Raw genomic sequence first — 20,141 nt, 5'->3', positions numbered from 1 at the left:
ACACGACGACGGGCCCCGGTCGACGACCGGGGCCCGTCGTCGTGTCACGTGCTCAGCTCAGGACGTCCTTCGACGCGAACCGGGCGTAGGCGAGGGTGCCGAAGACTGCGACGTAGCCGAGCTGCAGCAGGGCGTTGCTGCCGAAGGAGTCGAAGGCGATCGGGTCGCGCAGCAGGTCCCCGAAGCCGAGCCACTGGTGGGAGAACAGGAACGGGTGCAGCCAGTCGAGCTGCGGCAGCTGGTCGAGCACCTGGGACGCACCGGCGAGGACGACCGTGGCCGCCATCGCCCCGACGGGCACGTTCGTCAACGACGACGCGAACAGGCCGATCGCGGAGAGCCCGAGCATCGACAACGTGACGTACAGCGCGAGCAGCACCGCTCGGCCCGCGTAGGACCAGCCGTCGACCTGGGTGCCCGACAGCAGCGTGACCGGACCGATCGGGAACAGCAGCGCACCGATCGCCGCACCGACGAGCACGATGACGACCGTTGCCGCCAGGCAGAACGCCACTGCGCCGACGTACTTGACGAGCATGAAGCGGAGCCGCCCGGTCGGTGCGACGAGCAGGTACCGGAGCGTGCCGTGGCTGGCCTCGCCCGCGACCGTGTCACCCGCCACGACGCCGACCGTGAGCGGCAGGAACAGCGGGATCGAGACCGTGAGGGCGGTGAACGACACGAACAGCCCGTTGTTCGTGATGTCGCCGAGGAACGCGGGGCCGCCCGAGTCACCGCCCGTGGTCAGGCGCACCGCGACGGCGATGAGGATCGGCACCAGACCGAGTGCGCCGAGCATCGCCCACGTGCGCCGGCGGCGGAACACGAGCGCGAGTTCGGAGCCGAGGAGCGCGAAGGTGCGTGTGCGGGACCGCGACGTCGTCGGCGCGGGCGGCGGTGCCGTCGCGTCGTCGACCGGAGCGGAGGCCGTGGTCGCGGTGGTCGGGTCAGGCAGCGACATCGAAGCCCTCCCCGGTGAGCGCGACGAAGAGGTCCTCGAGAGTGCCGCCGCCGACGGTGATGCCCCGGACCCGGACGTCGGCGTGCACCAGCTCGGTCACGATCGTCTCGGGCAGCAAGGAGGCGGGCAGGTCGGCGACGAGGGCGTCGGCGCCGCCGTCGTGCCGCGGGCTCAGGCCGAGCCGCATCATGACCGAGCCTGCTTGCCCGACGTCGGGGGTGCGGACCGTCACCGTGCGCGCGCCCGCCGAGCGGAGGTCGTCGAGCGTGCCCTGCGCGACGAGCTTGCCCGTGCGCATCACCCCGGCGTGCGTGCAGACCTGCTCGATCTCGGCGAGCAGGTGACTCGAGACGAACACCGTCGTGCCGTCGTCGGCCAGGGAGCGGATGAGGTTGCGGACCTCGCGGGTGCCCTGCGGGTCGAGGCCGTTCGTCGGTTCGTCGAGCACCAGCAGCTCGCGGGGCGTCAGGAGGGCGTTCGCGAGTCCCAGTCGTTGCTTCATGCCGAGCGAGTACGCGTGCGCCTTCTTGTCGGCAGCGTGGGAGAGCCCGACACGGTCGAGCGCCGTGGCGACCCGGTCCTTCCGCGTGCGGGCGTCCGTGGTCGGGTCGGCGGCGTCGAACCGGGACAGGTTCGCCCGCCCGGACAGGTACGGGTAGAACGCGGGCCCCTCGACCAGCGCCCCGACCCGGGGGAGCACGGTGCGCAGCGCTTGCGGCATGGACTCGCCCAGCACCTGGATCGACCCGCCCGTCGCCGACGACAGTCCGAGCAGCATCCGGATGGTGGTCGTCTTGCCGGAGCCGTTCGGCCCGAGGAACCCGTACACGGACCCCCGGGGGACCGCGAGGTCGATCCCGTCGACCGCGCGCTGTCTGCGGAAGACCTTCGCCAGGCCCGCGGTGCGGATCGCCAGCTCCGGATCCCCCACCGCGGCGGTCCGGTCGTGCTCGGTCGGTGCGGTCGTGCTCACTTGGCGGCGGCGACCAGGGACGACACCGGCACGGCACCTGCCAGGACCCGACCGTCATCGGTGAGGTACACCGAGACCAGCGAGGTCTGGATGGCCCGGCCACCGTCGACGGCCTTCGTCACCTGACCGAGCAGGGCGCTGCCGTCGGCGTCGAGGCTGCTGGTGTCCGCGCTGCCGGCGGGGAGCTCGGCGATCGTGGCCCACCCGGTGCCGGTGGTGGTCGGCGCGGCGCCGCGGTCGCCCGCGTGGCCCCGGTGACCGGCATGGTGCTCGGCGTCGGACAGGTCCTTCGTGGTGACCTTCGCGTCGGACGGCGGGGTGAAGTCGAACAGCCGCGAGGCCGGGGCGCCGTAGGAGAGGCTGGTGTAGCCGACCTGGAACGCCGGGTCGGACTGGCCCTTCGCCAGGACCGTGGCGCGGAGCGGCAGGCCGGTCTGCTGGTCGACGGCGAGCTCGACGCGGCCCACGAGGGTGTCGGAGGACTTCGGCGTCAGCACGATCTGCCAGGCGCGCTGACCGGCGACCGTGGTGCTGGTCGGCTTGGACACCGAGGTGCTCGGCGTGATGGCGTCGATGGCCTGCTTCGCGATGTCGGCCGGGGTCGTCGTGCCGTGCTCGAGCGAGGTCGCGGTGTCCTTCGGCAGGGTGACGTGGGTGGCCTCGCGCTGCTTCGAGTCCCAGGTCCAGACGTCGCTGCCGTTGCGGACGAGGTCCTGCTCGGCGAGCTGCTGGGTGACCTGGATGCGCTGCTTGGACGCACCGTCGACGTACACGCGGGCGGTGTGCGACTGGGTGAGCATGCTGAGCGCGTCCGAGGCGTTGCCCTCGAGCGAGGACCCACCCGAGCCGGTGGGCAGTTCGGGGAGTCCGAGGTCACTGGTCTGCGAGAGCTTGCCCGAGTACTGCGCGTCGGAGGACTTCGCGACGCTGGCGATCACGTCCGCTGCGGTGGGGTGGGACCCGGCGAGCGGGGTGTCGGCGGCGTTGGCCAGTGCCGGGGCGGCGATGGCACCGGCGACGACCACGGGTGCGATGACGGCGGGCAGCCATGCGGACTTCTTCATTGCGGATCCCCTCGGTGGAGCGTTGGAGTCGTGAGCACAGTAGGTCCGGCAACCGACAGTCCGCTGTGCTCCGACGCGGTCCGCGGACCTTCGTAGACTCGGGCGTGCGGCCCCGTCGGGTCGGATGGCGGCGAAGGAGACGGCATGCGGGCAGTGCTCGGTCTGGACATCGGGACGTCGAGCACGAAGGCGCTGCTGGTGCGGTTCGACGGACAGGTCATCGCCGAGGTCGTCCGGCACCACGAGGTCGACCGCCCCGCGCAGGGCCTGGTCGAGATGGACGGCGCCGTCTGGTGGGACGAGTTCGGCGCACTGACGCGGGAACTCCTGGCGGTCGCCCCCGACGTCGACGTGGTCTCGGTCGGCGTGAGCGGGATCGGCCCGTGCGTGCTGCTGACCGACGACGCCGGCGAGCCGCTGCGTCCCGCCGTGCTGTACGGCATCGACACCAGGTCGGCGGCGATGCTCGCGGACCTGACCGCCGAGCTCGGCGGCGAGGACGCCGTCCGGCAGCGATGCGGATCGGCGCTGAGCACCCAGGCCGCCGGGGCCAAGCTCGCCTGGGTCGCCCGTCACGAACCCGCGGTGTGGGAACGCGCCGCGCGGTTCACGATGCCGTCGTCACGCGTGGTCGAGCTCCTGACGGGGGAGTACGTCCTCGACCACCACTCCGCCAGCCAGACGACGCCGCTGTACGACGTCCACACGAACGCCTGGATCCCGGAGTGGTGTGACCGACTGGCGCCCGGTCTGCCCATGCCGCGCCTGCTCTGGTCCGGTGACCAGGCGGGGACGGTGACCGCCGCGGCGGCCGCGGCCACGGGCCTCCCGGCCGGCATCCCGGTGACCGCCGGGACCATCGACGCCTGGGCCGAGGGGGTCAGCGTGGGGGAGTCCGTGCCGGGCCGGATGTTCCTGCAGTACGGCACCACCATGTTCATGATCGTGCCCACGACCGAACCGACCCCGGTGCCGGGCATGTGGACGACGGTGGGCACCCACCCCGAGCAGCCGAGCGTGTCCGGCGGGATGGCGACGTCCGGGGCGATCACCGAGTGGCTGCGGCGGCTCGTTGACGGCGACTGGCGGTCGATGCTCGAGGAGGCGGACGACTCCGGGATCGGCGCACGCGGGCTGCTGATGCTGCCGTACTTCGCGGGCGAGCGGACGCCGATCGCGGACCCGGACGCGCGCGGGGTGATCGCCGGACTCACGGTGCGGCACACGCGGGGCGACCTGTACCGGGCGACGCTCGAAGCGACGGCGTACGCGGTGCGGCACAACGTCGAGGTGCTGCGGGACGCCGGGGTCGCGGTCGACGAGCTCGTCGGTGCGGGCGGGGGGCTGCTCGGGCGGCTGTGGCCGCGGATCGTGTCGGACGTGACGGGCCTGCCGCAGACCATCCCCACGGTGACCGTCGGAGCCGCGTACGGGTCGGCGTTCCTCGCCGCGGCACTCGTCGAGCCGGTCGGGATCGGGGCGTGGAACCCGCCCGCCGAGCGCATCGAGCCGGACCCCGTCGCGCACGCGGCGTATGAGGAGGGGTACCGCGACTACCGCGAGCTGTACGAGGCGACGAAGGCCGTCGTCCACCGGTTGGCGGCGCGGGGCTGACGCGTCAGTCGCCACTGGCGCGGAGCGGCGCCGCACAACCGGAAGGAGTTCGCACCACGGGAACCCGTGGTGCGAACTGCTCTTGGTTGTGCGGCGCCGGACGGCGCTGGGGCGGCGCGGGGCGAGCGCGCCCTCCGCGGGCGCCCTACGCCTGCGCGCCCTCCGCCTGCGCGTCGACGCCGACCGGTGCGCTGCCGTCGTACTCGCAGATGGCGGCGACCTTCTCGGCGCTCGCCGACGCGGTGTCGAACTCGTAGCCGAGCCACTCCTTCGCCAGACGCCGGGCGAGCTCGACCCCGATCACCCGCTGTCCCATGCAGAGCACCTGCGCGTCGTTGGACAGCACGGAGCGCTCGACGCTGTACGAGTCGTGCGCGGTGACGGCACGGATGCCGGGGACCTTGTTCGCGCTGATCGCGACGCCGAGCCCGGTGCCGCAGATCAGGATGGCCCGGTCGGCCTCGCCGTTCGCGACGAGACGAGCGGCATCGACGGCGACGTGCGGGTAGGCGGTGTGCCCGTCCGCGTCGACCCCGACGTCCACCACGGAGGTCACGCGGTCGTCGCTCTGCAGGTCCCGCTTGATGATCTCCTTGTAGTCGAACCCGGCGTCATCCGAGCCGATCACGAGACGGTACGTCATGCGTGCGTTCCTTCCTTGTCTGCTGCACGGTCGGCGAGGACCTCGCCGACGCGCGTGAGGATCATCCCCATCGAGGTGGCGCCCGCGTCGGGCGTCCCCAGGCTCTTCTCGGCCAGCGGTCGGGCGCGCCCGACCTTCGGCTTGAGGTCGGCGGTCGCCTGCGCCTCGGTGACCGCGACGGCGGCGGCGGACTGCCAGGCGTCGGCGAGTGGACTGCCGGACCCGACCGACGACCGCAGGTCCTCGACGAACGGCAGCAGCGCGTCGAGCAGCGTCTTGTCGCCGCGCGACGCCCCGCCCAGGTGCACGATCGAGTCGGCGAAGGCCTGGGCGGCGTCGACGACGTCGGTGGGCTCGATCGCGGAGCGGTCGTCGCCGAGCGAGCGGCCGAAGGCCTCGAGCGCCGCACCCCACAGCACCCCGGACGTGCCACCGGCGAACTCGGCCCACGCGTCACCGGCGCGTCCGAGGACGAAGGCGACCCCGGCCTCCTGGCCGACCCGGTCGACCGCCTTGCCGGCGGCACCGATGCCCTTGACCATACCGCGGCCGTGGTCGCCGTCGCCGGCGACCGCGTCGATGCGGCCCAGCTCCTCCTCGTGCTCGCGGAGCAGCGCGTCGATCGCGTCGATCGCGGCGCGCGCGGTCTGCGCGGCGTGCCGGGAGGCCTCGGTCGCGTCCGGCACGACGAGTGCCTCGTCCTCGGCGTCGGCCACCGCCTCGGCCGGCACGAGCGCGGCGACCGGCGCCGCGACCTTGCGGTACGCCGGCGTGTAGGCGTCGGCGCGCCAGAGTGTCTCGAGCTCGTCGTCGAGCCACTGGAGCGTGAGCGAGCAGCCGCCCATGTCCAGACTGGTGACGAGCTCGCCGACCTCGGGGTCCACGACCTCGAGGCCGGCTTCCTGCAGCAGGGGGAGCACTCGGCCCCAGAGCAGGAAGAGTTCTTCGTACTTCGTGTCGCCGAGCCCGTTCAGGATCGGTGCGACACGGGTTCCCGCACCAGCGGGACGCTCGGACAGCAGCCGCTCGACGAGCAGCGCCGCCAGGTCCGTCGCGCGGAGCAGCGGGACGTCCTCGATGCCGGGCTCGCCGTGGATGCCGAGACCCAGGCCCAGGTGGCCGTCGGGCACGGTGAACAGCGGTTCGGTGGCGCCGGGCATGGTGCAGCCCGAGAATGCGACGCCGATCGTGCGTGTGGCGGCGTTGGACGCGGTGCCGATGCGCTCGACCTCGTCGAGGTCCGCGCCTGCTGCGGCTGCCGCGCCCATCGCCTTGAACACGGAGAAGTCCCCGGCGATCCCGCGGCGCTTCGCTTCCTCGTCGGCACTGGCCACGTCGTCGGTGACGATGACGATCCGGGTGTCGATGCCCTCGGCGTTCAGCCGTTCGGCCGCCAGTCCGAAGTTCATCGTGTCCCCGGCGTAGTTGCCGAACGACAGCACGACCCCGCGGCCCTGGTCGGCGGCCTTGGCGACCGCGTAGACCTGGGCCGTCGACGGCGAGGTGAAGACGTTGCCCACGACGGCGCCGGTGGCGAAGCCCGGGCCGACGACCCCGCAGAACGCGGGGTAGTGGCCGGAGCCGCCGCCGACGACGACCGCGACCTGCGGGTCCGCGTGCTCGGTCGGCAGGGCGACGACGCCGCCGTGGACGCCGCGCACCCGGTCGGCGTAGAGCGCGAGCCAGCCGGCGAGCTGGTCCTCGGCGAACTCGTCGGGGTCGTCGTGGATGGTGGTCATGAGCGTGGGTCCTGTCGTGTCGGGGTTCAGTGTGCGCCTGCCGGGTGGGTCGACGGTCAGGCGGTGTCGGTGGGAGGTGCTCGGCCGGGCACGCGTCGAGCGGGTGCCCGGCCGGACCGGGTCCCGTCAGTGCGTGCGCTCGCCTTGCGGCACCTTGAGGAAGTGGATCATCACGAAGGCGCAGGCGTACAGGCCGACGAAGGTCCAGGTCACCGCCTGGCCGCCGCCGCCCAGGGCGAAGACCGCCGCGACGACACCGGTGCCGAGGAACGCAGCACCGCCCGCAGCCGTCGTGTACATCGCCATCGCGGCGCCCTTGTGCTCGGGGGCGAGCGCCGGCATGATCGCGCCCATCGGGACGAACCCGGCGAGCAGGCAGCCGAACACGCAGCCGGCGATGACCGAGAGCACGTAGCCCCATGTCGAGCCGGCGGGGACCAGCTGCGGGACGTACCACCAGGCGACGAGCCCGATCGCGGAACCCATGATCCCGAACCACTTGACGGTGCGCTGCCAGCCGATCTTGTCGCCGACCCAGCCGAACAGGGCGTTCACCAGGATGTTCGTCGCGTACACGCACACGGTCATCAGCAGCCAGCGGCTCTGACCCCACCCGCGGTCGTTCGCGATCACGGCGGGCAGCACGACGAACATGCCGAACTCGGGCGCCGTGTTGATCAGCCGCACCAGGAAGCCCATCAGGATCTTCGGGCGGGTGGCCGTCAGCCGGATGCCGCTCGTCATGACCCGCCAGGCGCTCTCGCCCTCGGGGGCGATCCGGCTGAACCCGTTGGGCAGCCGGACGCCGAACAGCAGGATGAGGAAGCCGATCACGACCAGGCCGATCGACGCGACCATCGCGCCGGTCTCACCCACGGTGCCGCCGCCGAACACCGGGATGGCCCCGATGGCGAAGAGCGAGCCCAGCGTCGGCAGGCCACCGGTGAAGGCCACGTAGAACCACCCGACGGCCGAGCCGTTGCGCTCGACGGGCGTCGTGATGTTCACCCACACCAGGAACGCGAACGCGAAGAGCGGGTAGCCGAACCCGCGGATGGCGTACGCGGTCGCGGCGAACGGCACGCTGCCGACGCCGAGCGCGAGGAGGAACAGCACCTCGAACACGACCCACACGGCGAACCCGAGGATCATGACCCGGCGCGGGCCGATCAGGTCGGACAGGGCGCCCGACACGTAGCTGCCGATCAGGGCGGCCAGGCTGTAGAACGTCACGATCGTCGCCACGGTGGCCTCGGGGGACCCGAGCACGGCGACCATGTGCGGCGTGATGAAGTTCGACTCGACGCCGTTGCCGGTCATGAAGACCAGGACGGCGAGGAAACCGAGTGCGAGCGGACGGGGGATGCCCATCCGGTCGAGGCGGCCCTCGGGGCGGGGCGTGGTGGGCGCAGCGCTGCGCCGTGTCGTCGTCGACATCGGAAGTCTCCTGGTTGGTTCTGGCGGGTCAGGACATCGCGGGGATGATCGACACCTTGACGCTGGCGCCGGCCGAGTCGCCGACCAGGTCGAGGGCGTCCTGGAACCGCTCGAGCGGGAACTGGTGCGTGCAGATCTCGTCCATCGGCAGGGTCTCGGCCTCGAGCAGCTTGATGGCGGCCGGCCAGGTGTGCGGGCCGAGGTGGGCACCGCGGACGTCGAGCTCTTTGTCGTCCGAGATGATCGACCAGTCGACCGAGACCGCGTCCTTGAAGACGGAGTACTCGACGAACGTCCCGAGCTTGCGGAGCAGGTTGAGCCCCTGGGGGACCGCGGACGGGTGTCCGGTCGCCTCGATGTAGACGTCGGCGCCGTAGCCGTCCGTCAGGTCCTTGATGATGGACACCGCGTCGTGTTCGGCGATGTTGATCGTCATGTCCGCGCCGACCTTCTCCGCCAGGGCGAGCTTGGCGTCGACCACGTCGAGCGCGATGATCCGGAGCGGGTTCTTCTGGCGCGCACCGGCGATGGCGGACAGGCCGATCGGGCCGGCGCCGGCGATCACCACGGTGTCGCCGAACTTGATGTCCCCGCGCTCGACGGCGTGGAAGGCGCACGACAGCGGCTCGGCGAACGCCGCGACCTGGCCGGGCAGGGCGCTCGACACCGGGTGCGTCAGGGCCTTGGCCGGCACCAGGACGTACTCGGCCATCGCGCCGTCGTAGCCCTTGAAGCCGAACATGTCGTGGACGTTGCACATCCAGTACGCGCCCTCGAGGCAGTAGCGGCACTCCCAGCAGGGGACGATCTGCTCGCAGGCGATTCGGTCCCCGAGGGCGACCTTCCGCTTGGTCAGGGTGTCGTCGTCGCCGGCGACGATCGTGCCGACGAACTCGTGCCCGGGGATGCGGTCGGTCTCGGCCCAGGCGGCGCGGTTCTCGTCGCCCCAGAACTTGGCGGCGCCGTGGTAGCACTTCAGGTCGCTCGCGCAGATGCCGACGGCATCGGTGCGGAGCAGGAGCTCGCCCGGACCGGGGACCGGGACGGGGCGCTCTTCGAGCCGGTAGTCCTCGGGGCCGTGGACGACCACGGCGCGCATCGTCGTGGGGATCTCCGCGGTGGTCTGGGTGGTGGTGTTCGTCGTCATCGACATGAGCTGCTCCTTCATCGGGTGGCTTCGTCCCTGACTGTACACCTCGCAGAACGTTTGTCCAGAACACAATTTCTGGTACGGTCCGACCATGACCGACACCACTGAGTTCACCGCCGCACTCCGTCCGGGTCCCGACACCGTCGACCTGACCAACGACTTCACCGGCCGCTCCGCGATCGTCACCGGGGGCGCGTCCGGCATCGGCAACGCCATCGCCGTCGCGCTCGCGTCGCGGGGAGCACGCGTCGCGATCGTCGACGTCCGCACCGACGGAGCAGCGGCCGCCGCCGCAGCACTGCCCGTCCCGACGACCGACGCCGCCCCGACGACCGACGCCGCCCAGACCACCGGCACCGCCGCCGAGCCGGTGCACGTCGGCATCGGCTGCGACGTCACCGACCAGGCCTCGGTCGAGGCGGCCGTCACCGCGGTCGCGGAGCGCTTCGGCCGCATCGACGTGCTCGTGAACTGCGCGGGAGTCGCCCTCCTCGCCCCCGCCGAGGACCTCGAGCCGGCCGCCTGGGACACCACCATCGCGGTGAACCTGACCGGCACCCACCGCGTCACCCAGGCGGTCGGTCGCCACATGCTCGCCGCCGGCTACGGCCGCGTCGTGACCATCGCGTCCCAGGCCGCGCACGTCGGGATCGACGGCCACGCCGCCTACTGCGCCTCGAAGGCCGGCGTGATCGGGCTCACCCACGTGCTCGCACTCGAGTGGGGCGGCCGCGGGGTCACCGTCAACACCGTCTCGCCGACCGTGGTGCTGACCGACCTCGGACGCGGCGCCTGGGCCAACGAGAAGGGCGTCCGGCACCAGGACGAGATCCCGACCGGCCGGTTCGCCACCCCGGACGAGATCGCCGCCGCAGTGCTCTTCCTGGGCTCGGAGTCGAGCGCGATGGTCAACGGCGCAGACCTCCGGGTGGACGGCGGGTTCACGATCCGCTGAGACACGGCGCGGCTACGATCACACCATGTCCGCCGAGAGCCCGACCCCGGACGCAGCCCGCCCCCGTTTCCCGCTCGACACCGTGTACCAGGCGGCGCGGATGTACTACCTCGAGGACGCCACCCAGGTCGAGATCGCGTCCCGGCTCGGGGTCTCGCGCCCGACCGTGTCACGACTCGTCGCCGAGGCCCGTCGCGCCGGACTCGTCCGCATCGAGGTCGTCGACCCGTTCCAGGACGAGACGGTGGCGCTCGCCGAACGCCTGCAGGTGAAGCTCGGCCTGCACGCCGTGCACCTGGCAGCGGTCACGCACACCGCGACCCTCGGAGCCGACCTCGCCGCGCCGCTCGCCGCCGCGGTCGAGGGCATGGCGCTGCAGCCGGGCGACGCGGTGCTCATGTCGTCCGGGCGCACCGTGTACGACGTCGCGCACGCGGGCATGCCGCAGCTGCCGGGCGTGCAGCTCGTCCCGACCGTCGGCGGCCAGGCGGACCCGATGCCGTGGTTCCAGACGAACGAGATCACCCGCACGGCCGCCGAGCACTCCGGCGCGATCCCGGCGTTCCTGTTCGCCCAGGCCCTGCCCTCGGAGGCGATGCGGGCGTCCCTCGACGAGGACCCCGCCTTCCAGCACGTCATCGGGCTGTGGGGCCGGGCGAAGGGCGCGATCCTGGGCGTCGGCGCCCCGACACCGACGCGCGACGCCCTCGCACGCGGCGTCCCGGTCGAGGACCAGGCGTTCGACCGCGCCGCCGGGGACGTCTGCCTGAACTTCTACGCCCCGGACGGCACGGCGATCGAGTTCCCGGGGAGCGACCGGATGGTACGGACCTCGCGCCAGGTACTGGCCGGTGTGCCGCACGCGGTCGGTGTGGCCGTCGGCGAGGCCAAGGTCCCCAGCATCATCGGCGCGGTCCGCGGCGGACTGGTCAACGAGCTGGTGTCGGACGCCGCGACCGCGCGCGCCCTGCTCGACGCGCTCGCCTGAACGGAGCGGCTCCGGGCGCACCACGCACCGGACGGGAGGCCCGGTGCGGGCCCGTCCCGCGCCTCCTGTCCGACTACAGCCGACCCTGGTGGCTGCGCCGCACGTCCCACAGGTGGTGGACCGGATCGTGCGCGTAGTAGACCGCCAGCGAAGCGACCGTGAAGGCGCTGCCGTCCGAGCGGAGCCCGGTGCGGTCGAGCTGGTCGTCACGGACGTCGTCGAACGCGCGCGCTGCCCGGTGTGCGGCCTCGCCGAGCTCCCGCTCGACGGTCGCCGGGTCCTGCTCGTCGTAGGCGTCCTCGACCGCGGTGGCGTCCTGGTCCCAGTTCGCGAACGTCGGGGTGTCCTCAGACAGCATGAGCGCCAGACGCTCCGTCATCGTCCGGTGCACGTCCCGCACGTGGGCCGCGTACTCGAGCGTCGACCAGGTCGCATCGTCCGGTCGGTCGCGGACGTCCGGACGGGCGAGTGCGGTCGGCCAGCCGGTGGCGTTCGCCTCGACGATGCCGGGCACGTCACGGATCGTGGTCGTGCTGCCGTCGTAGCCGCAGTCCGGGCACGGTGTCCCGATGACCCAGGTCCAGTTCTTCGTGTCGGGTTCGATCGCCATGGGCCCGATGTTACGAGGTCGTGACCAGCCCGCCCGTTTCCGCAGCGGGCTGCTGATCGGTGGTGGACGGGCGCGGGGGACACGCCCGGTCCCTGGGAATCGCCGGTCAATGCCGCCTCGGGCTGCTCGGTAACGTCGCGGGCTGTTCATCCGACCCGAGGAGCAATGCATGGGTTCCGACCCCAGCAGTACCGACCGCCGACGGCCCACCCGTCGGCTCCGCGAGAGCGACGTCACCGTCGTTGACAAGAGCATGATGCGCCGGGCCGTCAGCGGCATGGTCGTCGGCAACACCATGGAGTGGTACGACGTCGGCGTCTACGGCTACCTCGCCGTGACGATGGGGCGCGTGTTCCTGCCCACCGCCGAACCCGCGGTGCAGATCCTGTTCAGCCTCGGGGTGTTCGCCGCGACGTACATCGCCCGCCCGCTCGGTGGGATCGTGTTCGGCCGACTGGGGGACCGGATCGGCCGACAGCAGGTGCTCGCCACGACGCTGATCCTGATGGCGGCGTCCACGTTCCTGATCGGGGTGCTGCCCGCGTACGCCACGATCGGGGTGTTCGCCCCGGTCGTCCTCGTGGTGCTCAAGCTGCTGCAGGGCTTCTCGACGGGCGGTGAGTACGCCGGTGCGACCACGTTCGTGACCGAGTACGCCCCCGACCGCCGCCGCGGGTTCTTCGCGAGCATCCTCGACTTCGGCAGCTACATGGGCTTCGCGCTCGGCGCGACCGTCGTCTCGGTGCTGCAGATCACCCTCGGCGAGGAGACCATGACCGCGTGGGGCTGGCGGCTGCCGTTCCTGGCCGCCGGCGTGATCGGCGCCGTGGCGATCTGGTTCCGCCTGCGCATCGAGGAGTCGCCCGCGTTCCAGGCGACCCAGGCGGCGCAGGAGGCGGCGAGCGAGGCCCGGGCCGACGCGAGCGGGCAGCGGCCCGCGAACGTCGTCGCCATGGTGCGCGAGCACTGGCGTCCGATCGTCATCGCCGTGATGCTCGTCGCCGCGTCGAACACCGTGGGCTACGCGCTGACGAGCTACATGCCGACCTACCTGACCGACTCGCTCGGGTACTCCGCGATCGACGGCACGCTCCTGACGATCCCGGTGCTCGTGCTGCTCGCCGTCATGCTCCCGCTGACGGGCAAGCTGTCCGACCGGCTCGGGCGACGCGTGGTGATGTGGATCGGTGCTGCGACGACCGTCGTCCTCGTGGTCCCCGCGTTCCTGCTCATCGGACACGGCGAGCAGTGGTCCACGCTGTCCGGACTCGCCCTGCTGGCGCTGATGACGGCGCTCTGGGTGTCGAACCAGGCTGCGTCGCTGCCCGCGCTCTTCCCGACCTCGACGCGCTACGGCGGGATGGGCTTCGCCTACAACATCGCGATCGCGGTGTTCGGCGGGACCACGCCGCTCATCGTGCAGGCACTGCTCACGGTGACCGGTGACGAGCTCGCCCCCGCGTACTTCCTGATGGCGATGAGTGTCCTCGGGGCGGTCGGGGTCTTCTGCATGAAGGAGTCGTCACAGCGTCCGCTGCCCGGGTCGATGCCCGCCGTGGAGACCGCCGACGAGGCCCGCGAGCTCGTCCTCACGCAGGACACGAACCCGCACCTCGACCTCGGGGACCTGCCGTTCGCCGCGCAGGACGCCGTGCACGCGGCCGCCGAGCGCGAGTCGGACCCGGCGCGCTGACGGGACGCGCGGGTCCGTAGGGTGGCAGCATGCGACTGCTGCTGATCCGACACGGCCAGACCCCCGCGAACGTGCACGGCATCCTGGACGCCGAAGTGCCAGGACCCGGGCTGACCGAGCTCGGTGAGCAGCAGGCCCGGGCGCTGCCCGCGGCACTCGCCGACCGGGGCATCGAGCGGCTGTTCGTGTCGTCGATGGTCCGGACGCAGCACACCGCGGCGCCGCTCGCCGCTGCGCTCGGGCTCGAGCCGGTGGTCCTGCCCGGACTGCGCGAGATCGAGGCCGGGGACCTGCAGGGGCTGCGCGACCAGACGTCGGTGCAGCGCTACCTGGCCGCCTGCTACGCATGGGCGTCCGGGGAGCGCGAGGCTCGGATGCCGGGCGCCGAGACCGGCGAGGACTTCTTCGACCGCTACGACGACGCGGTGCGGCAGATCGAGGCGACGGGCGCGCAGGTCGCTGCCGCGTTCAGCCACGGTGCCGCGATCCGGATCTGGGCGGCGACCACGGCGCAGAACACCCCGAACGACCTCGGCGCCGACCGACACCTCGAGAACACGGGTGTCGTCGAGCTCGAGGGGTCGTCGGCTGACGGCTGGCGCCTGGTCGACTGGGAGGGCGAGCCAATGGGCGGCGACGACCTGATCGACCGGACCGCGCAGGACCCGACCGGAGAGCGGTTCTGAAGCACGGCCCACACACAGGAGGCCCGGTGCCAGCTGGCACCGGGCCTCCCGTCTGTCGTGTGGTGCGCGCCTAGGACGCGTTGGCCGCCGTGGCGGTCAGGGGCACGATCACGCCGTGCGACTCACGCAGGACGTCGAGGGTGCGCTGGACCTCGTCCGCACGCTCCTCGGTGCTCCAGCCGAGGGCACCGGCGAGCACGTCGGCAAGCTCGTCGAGCAGGTCGATCGTGACGCCGCCGACGAACGCCAGGTTCGTGCGGCGCAGCACGACGTCGATCAGGTGGACGGCCTGCTCGTGCTCGGCGAAGTACGCGACCTCGGCCCGGGTCAGGGCGGGGTCGGACTCGAGCGGCTCGACCGGTCCGTCGGTCAGGACGTCGACGACCTCGGCCGCACGGGTGCCGTAGCGCTCGAGCAGCCCGTCGACGAGCTGCTCGTCGAGCCCGTCGCGGTGGGACTTGATCCACAGTGCGCGCTGGGCGTCCGTGGTCGGGAAGTCCTTGCCGCCACCGATCGCCATGCCGGTCGTGTCGACCTTGCGGGCGACGCCGAGCTCCTGCGTGGCCTCGGTCGACAGGTGCGCGGCGAGGGCGCGGAAGGTGGTCCACTTGCCGCCGACCAGCGACAGCACGGTGGTGTCACCGAGCCCGGGGACCTGGGTGTCGACGATCCGGTAGTCGCGGGACACGAACCCGGGGGCGGTGTCCTCGTGGCGGGGGAGCGGCCGGATGCCCGAGTAGCTGTAGACGATGTGGTCGCGGTTCACGTCGATCTGCGGGAACACGTGCTTGACCAGCCCGAAGAAGTAGTCGATCTCCTCGTCGGTGGTCGTGACGGGCTTCGACGGGTCGGCGTCGATGTCGGTCGTGCCGATGAGCACCCGGCCCTTGAGCGGGTAGATCAGCACGATGCGGCCGTCGTCGTTCTCGAAGAACAGCTCACGGCCCTTGGTGGCCTCGAGCAGCTCGTCGTTGTGCACGACGATGTGCGAGCCCTTCGTGCCGCCCATGTACTTCGTCTCGCCGCCGAACGCCTGGTTCGTCAGGTCGGTCCACGGCCCCGAGGCGTTGATGACGACGTCGGCCTGGAAGGCGAACTCCTCGCCGGTCTCCAGGTCGCGCAGCAGGACGCCGCCGTCGCGGGTGCCGGCGGCCTCGACGTAGTTGGTCGCACGGGCGGTCGCGGCCGAGCCGGTCCCGGTGCCGGCGGTCAGACCGTCCTTGAGAACGTCGAGCGCCAGGCGCTCCGGCTCGTGCACCGAGGCGTCGTAGTAGGTGCCCGTGTACTTCAGGTCCCTGTTGAGCGCGGGCATGTCCGCGAGCGCCGCCTTCTTGGTGCGGAAGACGTGCTTCGGGACGGAGCCGCCGTCGCGCGAGAAGGAGTCGTAGATCGTCATGCCGATCTTGATCAGCATGGCGCCGCGCTCCTTGGTGGAGCGCTGCTTGTGCGTGAGCATGCGCAGCGGGGCGTTCATGATGCCGGAGAACGTCGAGAAGATCGGCATCGTCGTCTGCAGCGGCTTGACGTAGTGCGGGGCGATCCGGATCAGGCCGTTGCGCTCCTGGACGCTCTCGCGCACCAGGCGGAACTCGCCGTTCTCGAGGTAGCGGATGCCACCGTGGATCATGTGGCTCGACGCCGCCGAGGCGCCGGAGGCGTAGTCGCCGCGCTCGACGAGCGCGACGTCGACGCCCTGCAGGGCGAGGTCGCGGAAGGTGGCGATGCCGTTGATGCCGCCACCCACGATGAGGACCTGTGCGTTCGGGCGCTCGGTGAGGGCGGTCACCGTGCGTCGGGGCTGCGTCGTCTTCGACATGTGCGTACGCGTCGCTTTCTGGGGTCGGTTCGTTGGTCTTGAGTCGATCGTGCGCCTGTTGAGAAGTCGGGGCAACCTGCGTGCACGAACGTGCAGAACGCCTGTGGCCCCCGCTCGGGACGGCCGTGGCCCGGCTCGGGACGCGGACGGGAGGCTCGACAGGGCTTGCAGCGGCCGTGCACGTCCGTGCATGGTTGGCTTCATGAGTTCTGGTGCGGGTGCCGCTGACGGGTCCGGTGCGGGTGTCGCAGATGGGTCCGGTGCGGGTGCCGCAGATGACTGACGCCGCGCAGCCGATGCGCACGCAGCAGGCGCTGCGTGCCGCGCACCTGTACTACCTGCAGGACCTGACGATGGACGCCATCGCGGACGAACTCGGGACGTCGCGGTCGTCCGTCTCACGGCTGCTCAAGCACGCCAGGGACACAGGGCTCGTCGACATCCAGATCCGCTCGCCGCTCGACCAGGCCGCCGCGCTCAGCCGGAACATCCGCGCGCGCTTCGGGGTGCACGCGCACGTCGTGCCGGTGCCGGACCACACCAGTGACGTCGACCGTCTCGAGCGGGTCGCGCTGTCGGCCGCCCGGATCCTGACGCAGTACATCGAGTCGAACATGGTGATCGGGATCTCGTGGGGCTCGACCGTCAGCGCGGTCAGTCGGTACCTCGTCCCGAAGACCACGCACGGCTCGACCATCGTGCAGGTGAACGGCGCGGCGAACACCCGGACCACGGGGATCGTCTACGCGTCCGAGATCCTCCGGCGGTTCGGCGAGGCGTACGGCGCCCTCGTGCAGCAGTTCCCGGTCCCCGCGTTCTTCGACGACCCCGCGACGAAGGAGGCCCTGTTCCGCGAGCGCTCGATCCGCCGCGTGCTGGACCTGCACGAGCGCATGGACGTCGTCGTGTTCGGGGTCGGCGCACCCCAGGCGCCGGTGCCGTCCCACGTCTACTCCGGCGGGTACCTGGACCCGGCGGACCGGGACGAGCTGGCGTCGGCGAAGGTCGTCGGGGACGTCTCGACGGTGTTCTACCGCGCGGACGGCTCGTGGCGGGACATCGGTCTGAACGCCCGCGCCGGTGGGCCCGACCTCGACACGATCAAGCGCGCGCCCCGGCGGATCTGCGTCGTCGCGGGCCGGGGCAAGGCGGCCTCGCTCCGGGGTGCGCTGGCCGCCGGACTCGTCACGGACCTGATCCTCGACGAGAGCATCGGGCAGGCGATCCTGCAGAACTGACGGGCCCGGCCCCCGATGTCGGTGGTTGCTCGTAGGTTCTCGGACATGGTGCTCTCCAGCGAAACCACGCCGACGACGGCGATGCGCGCTGCCGCTCTGCCCGTTGCAGAACGGTTCGTTACCTCATCCCCCGACCGCCGCGGAACGACCGACGGCCGCTGGTCCAAGCGGCTCGCGGGGTCCGACATCGACCATGCTGTCGCGTTCTTCTCCGCCGGGTACGACCTGCGCACACCGGCCGTCCGGCGGACCTCGGCCGACAGCGGCTGGAGCTTCGCCGGCGTCGGCGACGACCGGATGTCGCTCCGCAGTGCCCGTTTCCAGGTCGACCTGCGCAGCGAGTCCCTGGTCGAGGACGAGTTCATCGTCGCCTGGCTGCGCAGCGGGACCAGCACGATCTCCTACGCGGGGCACACCATCGACCTGCACCCCGGTGTCCCCGTCGTGCTGCCGAGTGACGGCGCGTACCAGCTGCACCACCGCGACATCGCCCTCAACCTCGTCCAGCTGGACCGGTCGTTCGTGGCCGAGCTCGCCGGTGACGGCGACTTCGCCTTCGAGCCCCTCCAGCGGGCCACGGCCGAGGGCACCCGCATCTGGCAGCAGACCGTCCGGGCGCACTCGGCGACCTGGCTCGACATGGGCCACGGGCTCGGGGAGACCGCTCGCCGCGCGATCGCCGACACCTTCGCCGGCGCCGCGCTCCGGGCGTTCCCGAAGCGCACGTCCTGGCGGGCGTCAGTGCCCGGCACGGGGCCGGAGCACGAGCGGCTCCGCCGGGCCCTCGAGTTCGTGCACGCTCACGCCGCCGAGGCGATCGGCACACCCGAGATCGCCTCGGCCGCCGGCCTCAGTCCCCGCGGGCTGCAGCAGTCGCTCCGGCGGCACCTCGACCAGACCCCGGGCGACCTGCTCCGCGGCGTCCGGCTCGACGGCGCGCACACCGACCTGCGGCGCTCCGATCGCGACGAGACCTCGGTGGCGGACATCGCCCGCGCGTGGGGCTTCGGCCACCTCGGTCGCTTCTCGGCGGCGTACCGGGCTCGTTTCGGCGAGCTCCCCAGCGAGTCGCTCCGCAGCCGGGGCTGATCCGCCGAATCTCGTCGCACGGATCCGGCGCACACCAGTCGGATGTTCGGGCGCAACATGCCGGACACGCGGGACTGGCTGGATGGTGGGTGTCACCGCGGCACGTCCGCACGCAGCCCACGAAGGAGTCCGCCATGCGCATCGGCGTCCCCACCGAGATCAAGAACAACGAGTTCCGTGTCGCAGCCACCCCGGCGGGTGTCGCGGAGATGACCCTGCACGGCCACCAGGTCATCGTGCAGGCCGGAGCCGGTGACGGGTCGTCCTTCCCTGACGCCGAGTACCAGGCCGCCGGTGCCACGATCGTCCCCGCCGCGGCCGACGTCTGGGCGCAGGCAGAGCTGGTCCTCAAGGTCAAGGAGCCGGTGGCCTCCGAGTACGCGGCGATCCGCCCCGGCCAGGTGCTCTTCACCTACCTGCACCTGGCGGCGGATCGCCCGCTGACCGACGCGCTCATCGACTCGGGCGCGACCGCCATCGCGTACGAGACGGTCCAGCTGCCCGACCGGTCGCTGCCGCTGCTGTCCCCGATGTCCGAGATCGCCGGACGGCTGTCCGCCCAGGTCGGCGCGAACCACCTCATGCGCGCCCACGGAGGACGGGGTCTGCTGCTCGGTGGGGTCCCCGGCACGCCGAAGGGCCGCGTGGTGGTCATCGGCGGCGGTGTCGCCGGCGAGCACGCGGCCGCGATGGCGCTCGGTCTCGGCGCCGAGGTCACGGTCTTCGACATCAGCCTGCCGCGCCTGCGCGCGCTCGACGCCCGGTTCGACGGACGGATCACGACGCTGCGGTCGTCGAGTCACGCGATCGCCGAGGCACTGCGCGACGCGGACCTGGTGATCGGGTCCGTGCTCATCCCCGGGGCCTCCGCACCGAAGCTCGTCACCGACGCGATGGTCGCCGACATGCGCCCCGGTTCGGTCCTCGTCGACATCGCCATCGACCAGGGCGGCTGCTTCGAGGGTTCGCGGCCGACCACGCACGACGACCCGACGTTCCGGGTGCACGACACCGTCTACTACTGCGTGGCGAACATGCCGGGGGCGGTGCCGCGCACGTCGACGATCTCGCTGACGAACGCGACGCTGCCGTACGCGCTGGCGATCGCCGACCAGGGGTGGGAACAGGCGCTCGAGTCCGACGCTGCCTTGGCCCGCGGGCTCAACGTGCACGCCGGCCGCGTCACGAACGACGCCGTGGCCGCTGCCCACGGCTTGGTCGCCGCGGCGCGCTGACACGTCCCGCGACGGCGTGGCCCGGCCAGGCGAGCCGGTGCCGGCCTGGCACACCGGTCCGGCCTGACGCACCGGTGCCCGCCTGGTTCGGCCTGACGCTCAGGTACCGGCCCTTGTTCGGCCCGGCGCACCGGTACCCGCACAAAAGCGACATCACCGCCGTGGAAGCGCCGCGCCAACCCGTACCCGATGTCGCTTTCGGTGCTGCGGGGTTGGTGCGTGCGCATGGAGCGACATCGGGTGCGGGGTG

Annotated in this window: 17 protein-coding genes; 8 read left to right on the top strand and 9 right to left on the bottom strand. The window is 71.9% G+C overall.

Going from position 1 to position 20,141, the window contains the following annotated elements; translation table 11 throughout:
- Window positions 1-52: 52 nt before the first annotated feature.
- Genes DEJ13_RS13255 through DEJ13_RS13245 form a run of 3 tightly spaced genes read right to left on the bottom strand, consistent with a single transcriptional unit; the run spans window position 53 to window position 2,998 of the window.
- On the bottom strand, window positions 53-961 hold the full coding sequence (locus tag DEJ13_RS13255; RefSeq protein ID WP_111105715.1) for an ABC transporter permease: 909 nt from the start codon (window positions 959-961) through the stop codon (window positions 53-55).
- Window positions 948-1,934 (bottom strand): ABC transporter ATP-binding protein, encoded by a 987-nt coding sequence (locus DEJ13_RS13250; RefSeq protein WP_258373982.1) that lies wholly within the window; start codon window positions 1,932-1,934, stop codon window positions 948-950. Before DEJ13_RS13250 ends, DEJ13_RS13255 begins: the two co-directional genes overlap by 14 nt.
- Window positions 1,931-2,998, bottom strand: a complete 1,068-nt coding sequence (locus tag DEJ13_RS13245; RefSeq protein WP_111105714.1) for a LolA family protein — start codon at window positions 2,996-2,998, stop codon at window positions 1,931-1,933. Before DEJ13_RS13245 ends, DEJ13_RS13250 begins: the two co-directional genes overlap by 4 nt.
- 144 nt (window positions 2,999-3,142) lie before the next feature.
- Here DEJ13_RS13245 and DEJ13_RS13240 point away from each other — a divergent pair, with 144 nt between their 5' ends.
- On the top strand, window positions 3,143-4,612 hold the full coding sequence (locus DEJ13_RS13240) for a xylulokinase (protein ID WP_111105713.1): 1,470 nt from the start codon (window positions 3,143-3,145) through the stop codon (window positions 4,610-4,612).
- A gap of 145 nt (window positions 4,613-4,757) precedes the next feature.
- Here the strand turns inward: DEJ13_RS13240 and DEJ13_RS13235 are convergent, their stop codons facing one another.
- From DEJ13_RS13235 to DEJ13_RS13220, 4 genes are all read right to left on the bottom strand, one after another.
- Window positions 4,758-5,255, bottom strand: a complete 498-nt coding sequence (locus DEJ13_RS13235) for a ribose-5-phosphate isomerase (RefSeq protein WP_111105712.1) — start codon at window positions 5,253-5,255, stop codon at window positions 4,758-4,760.
- Window positions 5,252-6,994 carry a dihydroxyacetone kinase family protein gene (locus tag DEJ13_RS13230; protein WP_111105711.1) on the bottom strand — a complete coding sequence of 581 codons (1,743 nt, stop codon included), beginning with the start codon at window positions 6,992-6,994 and terminating at the stop codon, window positions 5,252-5,254. The genes DEJ13_RS13235 and DEJ13_RS13230 overlap by 4 nt, the downstream gene beginning before the upstream one ends.
- A 126-nt stretch (window positions 6,995-7,120) precedes the next feature.
- Window positions 7,121-8,431: an MFS transporter gene (locus DEJ13_RS13225; protein WP_220037534.1), complete on the bottom strand. Its 1,311-nt coding sequence runs from the start codon at window positions 8,429-8,431 to the stop codon at window positions 7,121-7,123.
- Between the two features lie 28 nt (window positions 8,432-8,459).
- The gene (locus DEJ13_RS13220) at window positions 8,460-9,584 is read right to left on the bottom strand and encodes a zinc-binding dehydrogenase (protein ID WP_349815040.1); all 1,125 of its coding nucleotides are present in this window, start codon (window positions 9,582-9,584) and stop codon (window positions 8,460-8,462) included.
- 88 nt (window positions 9,585-9,672) lie between these two features.
- Here DEJ13_RS13220 and DEJ13_RS13215 point away from each other — a divergent pair, with 88 nt between their 5' ends.
- Both DEJ13_RS13215 and DEJ13_RS13210 read left to right on the top strand, forming a co-directional pair.
- On the top strand, window positions 9,673-10,536 hold the full coding sequence (locus DEJ13_RS13215) for a GolD/DthD family dehydrogenase (protein ID WP_111105710.1): 864 nt from the start codon (window positions 9,673-9,675) through the stop codon (window positions 10,534-10,536).
- Between the two features lie 25 nt (window positions 10,537-10,561).
- The gene (locus DEJ13_RS13210; RefSeq protein ID WP_111105709.1) at window positions 10,562-11,524 is read left to right on the top strand and encodes a sugar-binding transcriptional regulator; all 963 of its coding nucleotides are present in this window, start codon (window positions 10,562-10,564) and stop codon (window positions 11,522-11,524) included.
- Window positions 11,525-11,597: 73 nt separating this feature from the next.
- On the opposite strand, the gene DEJ13_RS13205 is transcribed toward DEJ13_RS13210, so the two are convergent.
- Window positions 11,598-12,134 carry a DinB family protein gene (locus tag DEJ13_RS13205; RefSeq protein WP_056119301.1) on the bottom strand — a complete coding sequence of 179 codons (537 nt, stop codon included), beginning with the start codon at window positions 12,132-12,134 and terminating at the stop codon, window positions 11,598-11,600.
- A gap of 169 nt (window positions 12,135-12,303) precedes the next feature.
- Here DEJ13_RS13205 and DEJ13_RS13200 point away from each other — a divergent pair, with 169 nt between their 5' ends.
- Together DEJ13_RS13200 and DEJ13_RS13195 are read left to right on the top strand one after the other, a co-directional pair.
- Window positions 12,304-13,827, top strand: coding sequence for an MFS transporter (locus tag DEJ13_RS13200; protein ID WP_111105708.1), 1,524 nt, complete (start codon window positions 12,304-12,306; stop codon window positions 13,825-13,827).
- A gap of 29 nt (window positions 13,828-13,856) precedes the next feature.
- Entirely contained in the window at window positions 13,857-14,513 is a 657-nt protein-coding gene (locus DEJ13_RS13195; RefSeq protein WP_111105707.1) for a histidine phosphatase family protein, read from the top strand.
- Between the two features lie 70 nt (window positions 14,514-14,583).
- On the opposite strand, the gene DEJ13_RS13190 is transcribed toward DEJ13_RS13195, so the two are convergent.
- Entirely contained in the window at window positions 14,584-16,329 is a 1,746-nt protein-coding gene (locus DEJ13_RS13190) for a glycerol-3-phosphate dehydrogenase/oxidase (RefSeq protein ID WP_111105706.1), read from the bottom strand.
- Between the two features lie 275 nt (window positions 16,330-16,604).
- Here DEJ13_RS13190 and DEJ13_RS13185 point away from each other — a divergent pair, with 275 nt between their 5' ends.
- From DEJ13_RS13185 to ald, 3 genes are all read left to right on the top strand, one after another.
- A complete protein-coding gene (locus DEJ13_RS13185) occupies window positions 16,605-17,567 on the top strand; it encodes a sugar-binding transcriptional regulator (protein WP_258373981.1) in 963 nt (320 codons plus the stop codon).
- 45 nt (window positions 17,568-17,612) lie between these two features.
- On the top strand, window positions 17,613-18,656 hold the full coding sequence (locus DEJ13_RS13180; protein ID WP_181436915.1) for a helix-turn-helix transcriptional regulator: 1,044 nt from the start codon (window positions 17,613-17,615) through the stop codon (window positions 18,654-18,656).
- A 134-nt stretch (window positions 18,657-18,790) separates the two neighbouring features.
- On the top strand, window positions 18,791-19,891 hold the full coding sequence (ald, locus tag DEJ13_RS13175; protein WP_111105871.1) for an alanine dehydrogenase: 1,101 nt from the start codon (window positions 18,791-18,793) through the stop codon (window positions 19,889-19,891).
- Window positions 19,892-20,141 lie beyond the last annotated feature (250 nt).

The sequence above is a fragment of the Curtobacterium sp. MCLR17_007 genome (assembly GCF_003234655.2).
GTDB lineage: Bacteria > Actinomycetota > Actinomycetes > Actinomycetales > Microbacteriaceae > Curtobacterium.
This window is presented reverse-complemented; position numbering and strand designations above follow the sequence as displayed.

Excerpts from the sequence above, each read along its gene's own strand:
- DEJ13_RS13255 (WP_111105715.1), bottom strand. The coding sequence starts at position 961 with ATGTCGCTGCCTGACCCGACCACCGCGACCACGGCCTCCGCTCCGGTC.
- DEJ13_RS13245 (WP_111105714.1), bottom strand. The coding sequence starts at position 2,998 with ATGAAGAAGTCCGCATGGCTGCCCGCCGTCATCGCACCCGTGGTCGTC.
- DEJ13_RS13240 (WP_111105713.1), top strand. The coding sequence starts at position 3,143 with ATGCGGGCAGTGCTCGGTCTGGACATCGGGACGTCGAGCACGAAGGCG.
- DEJ13_RS13235 (WP_111105712.1), bottom strand. The coding sequence starts at position 5,255 with ATGACGTACCGTCTCGTGATCGGCTCGGATGACGCCGGGTTCGACTAC.
- DEJ13_RS13230 (WP_111105711.1), bottom strand. The coding sequence starts at position 6,994 with ATGACCACCATCCACGACGACCCCGACGAGTTCGCCGAGGACCAGCTC.
- DEJ13_RS13225 (WP_220037534.1), bottom strand. The coding sequence starts at position 8,431 with ATGTCGACGACGACACGGCGCAGCGCTGCGCCCACCACGCCCCGCCCC.
- DEJ13_RS13220 (WP_349815040.1), bottom strand. The coding sequence starts at position 9,584 with ATGTCGATGACGACGAACACCACCACCCAGACCACCGCGGAGATCCCC.
- DEJ13_RS13215 (WP_111105710.1), top strand. The coding sequence starts at position 9,673 with ATGACCGACACCACTGAGTTCACCGCCGCACTCCGTCCGGGTCCCGAC.
- DEJ13_RS13210 (WP_111105709.1), top strand. The coding sequence starts at position 10,562 with ATGTCCGCCGAGAGCCCGACCCCGGACGCAGCCCGCCCCCGTTTCCCG.
- DEJ13_RS13205 (WP_056119301.1), bottom strand. The coding sequence starts at position 12,134 with ATGGCGATCGAACCCGACACGAAGAACTGGACCTGGGTCATCGGGACA.
- DEJ13_RS13200 (WP_111105708.1), top strand. The coding sequence starts at position 12,304 with ATGGGTTCCGACCCCAGCAGTACCGACCGCCGACGGCCCACCCGTCGG.
- DEJ13_RS13195 (WP_111105707.1), top strand. The coding sequence starts at position 13,857 with ATGCGACTGCTGCTGATCCGACACGGCCAGACCCCCGCGAACGTGCAC.
- DEJ13_RS13190 (WP_111105706.1), bottom strand. The coding sequence starts at position 16,329 with ATGTCGAAGACGACGCAGCCCCGACGCACGGTGACCGCCCTCACCGAG.
- DEJ13_RS13185 (WP_258373981.1), top strand. The coding sequence starts at position 16,605 with ATGACTGACGCCGCGCAGCCGATGCGCACGCAGCAGGCGCTGCGTGCC.
- DEJ13_RS13180 (WP_181436915.1), top strand. The coding sequence starts at position 17,613 with ATGGTGCTCTCCAGCGAAACCACGCCGACGACGGCGATGCGCGCTGCC.
- ald (WP_111105871.1), top strand. The coding sequence starts at position 18,791 with ATGCGCATCGGCGTCCCCACCGAGATCAAGAACAACGAGTTCCGTGTC.